At 82.3% G+C, this 1,344-nt stretch carries 1 pseudogene; it reads right to left on the bottom strand.

From position 1 onward, the window contains the following. Positions 1 to 1,344: pseudogene (locus ABD158_RS06465) on the bottom strand (hypothetical protein); the annotation flags it as partial.

Here is a 1,344-nt window from a genome sequence, read left to right as displayed (position 1 = left end):
GCCGCGGACGCCCGGGCCCGCGCGCCCTCGACGTCGGGCTCCGGCGCCGCCGCGGCGGCCCGCAGGACCGGGTCGGCGAGCAGCCTCGCGACCTCGCGGGCCTCCTGGCGGTGCTCGTCGTCGGCCGCGGCCAGGCGGTCGGCCTCGCGCTCGTCGAGCCGCGCGGCGCGGGCCGCGGCCAGGTCCTCGAAGCGGTGGGCCCGGGCGGAGGCCTCGGCGTCCGCGAGCGCTCGGTCCGCCGCGACGGTCGCGCGGTCGTGCGCGTCGTGGGCGCGGACGGCCTCCTCGAGGCGGGTCTCGGTGCGCCGTACCCGCTCCAGGGCGGCCGCGAGCTCCGCCTCCCCGCTCTCCGGGTCGTCCGCCAGGTCGCCGCCGAGGTCCCCCAGCAGGTCCCCCAGCAGGTCGCGCAGACGGACGGCGGTCCGGTCGGCCTCGGCGCGGACGGCCTGCTCCTCCGCCTCCGCGCGCGCGAAGGCCTCGGCGGCCGCGTCGCGCTCGGCGCGGGCACGCTCCAGTCGGGACTCGCCCTCGGCGACGGCCCGCTGGAGGTCGTGGCGCCGCCCCGCCGCGGACTCGGCCGCGGCGAGGGCCGCGCGGGCGTCGCCCTGCTCGTGCTGCCACTCCTCGACGGTGCGGCCGCCGGCCTCCACCCGCGCGGCGGCGAGCCGACCGTCCAGCCCGCGCACCCGGTCGCGGTGGACCTCGAGCTCCGCCTCGGCCGTGTCGAGGGACTGCCGGGCCGAGCGCTCGGCGGCGCGGTCCGCGGCCCCGGGAGCGGGCCGGGCCGGGCTCGGGTGGGAGCACGACCCGCAGACGGGGCAGTCCTGCCCGGAGGCGAGGCCCACGGCGAGCTCGGCCGCGATGCCCTCCAGCCGTGCCTCGCGGATCTCCAGCCAGGTCTCGTGGCGGGCCTGCTTGGTCGCCAGCACCTCCCGCTCGGCGGCCCGCGCGTGGGAGAGCTCGGCCGTCAGGCGGACGACGAGGCGGGCCGCCTCGAGGCCGGATCCCGCCCGCTCGCTGGCCTCCCGGGCGGGGGTCGCCTCGGCGGCGAGGGCGGTGGTCGCGGCCAGGTCGTCGCGCAGGCGCCCGACCTCGAGCGGGAGGGCCGCGACCTCCGCCGCGAGCCGGTCGCCGTGCTCACGCGCGGCGCGGGCCCGGTCGGCCAGGTCGTCGGCCCGCCCGAGAAGGGCGTCGAGCCCGCCGCGGACGTCAGCGGCCTGCGCGAGCCGGTCGTGGCGCCGCCGGGCCTCGGCCAGCAGCGGGCCGGGGTCGGGGGGCCCGCCGCCGGTGTCGCCGCCGGTGTCGCCGCCGGTGTCGGGGGCGAGGGCGACCCACCGGGCGTGG

It is taken from the genome of Nocardioides lentus (assembly GCF_039529515.1).
GTDB lineage: Bacteria > Actinomycetota > Actinomycetes > Propionibacteriales > Nocardioidaceae > Nocardioides > Nocardioides lentus.
Note: the sequence above shows the minus strand (reverse complement) of the source record. Positions and strands in the feature narration are given on the sequence as shown.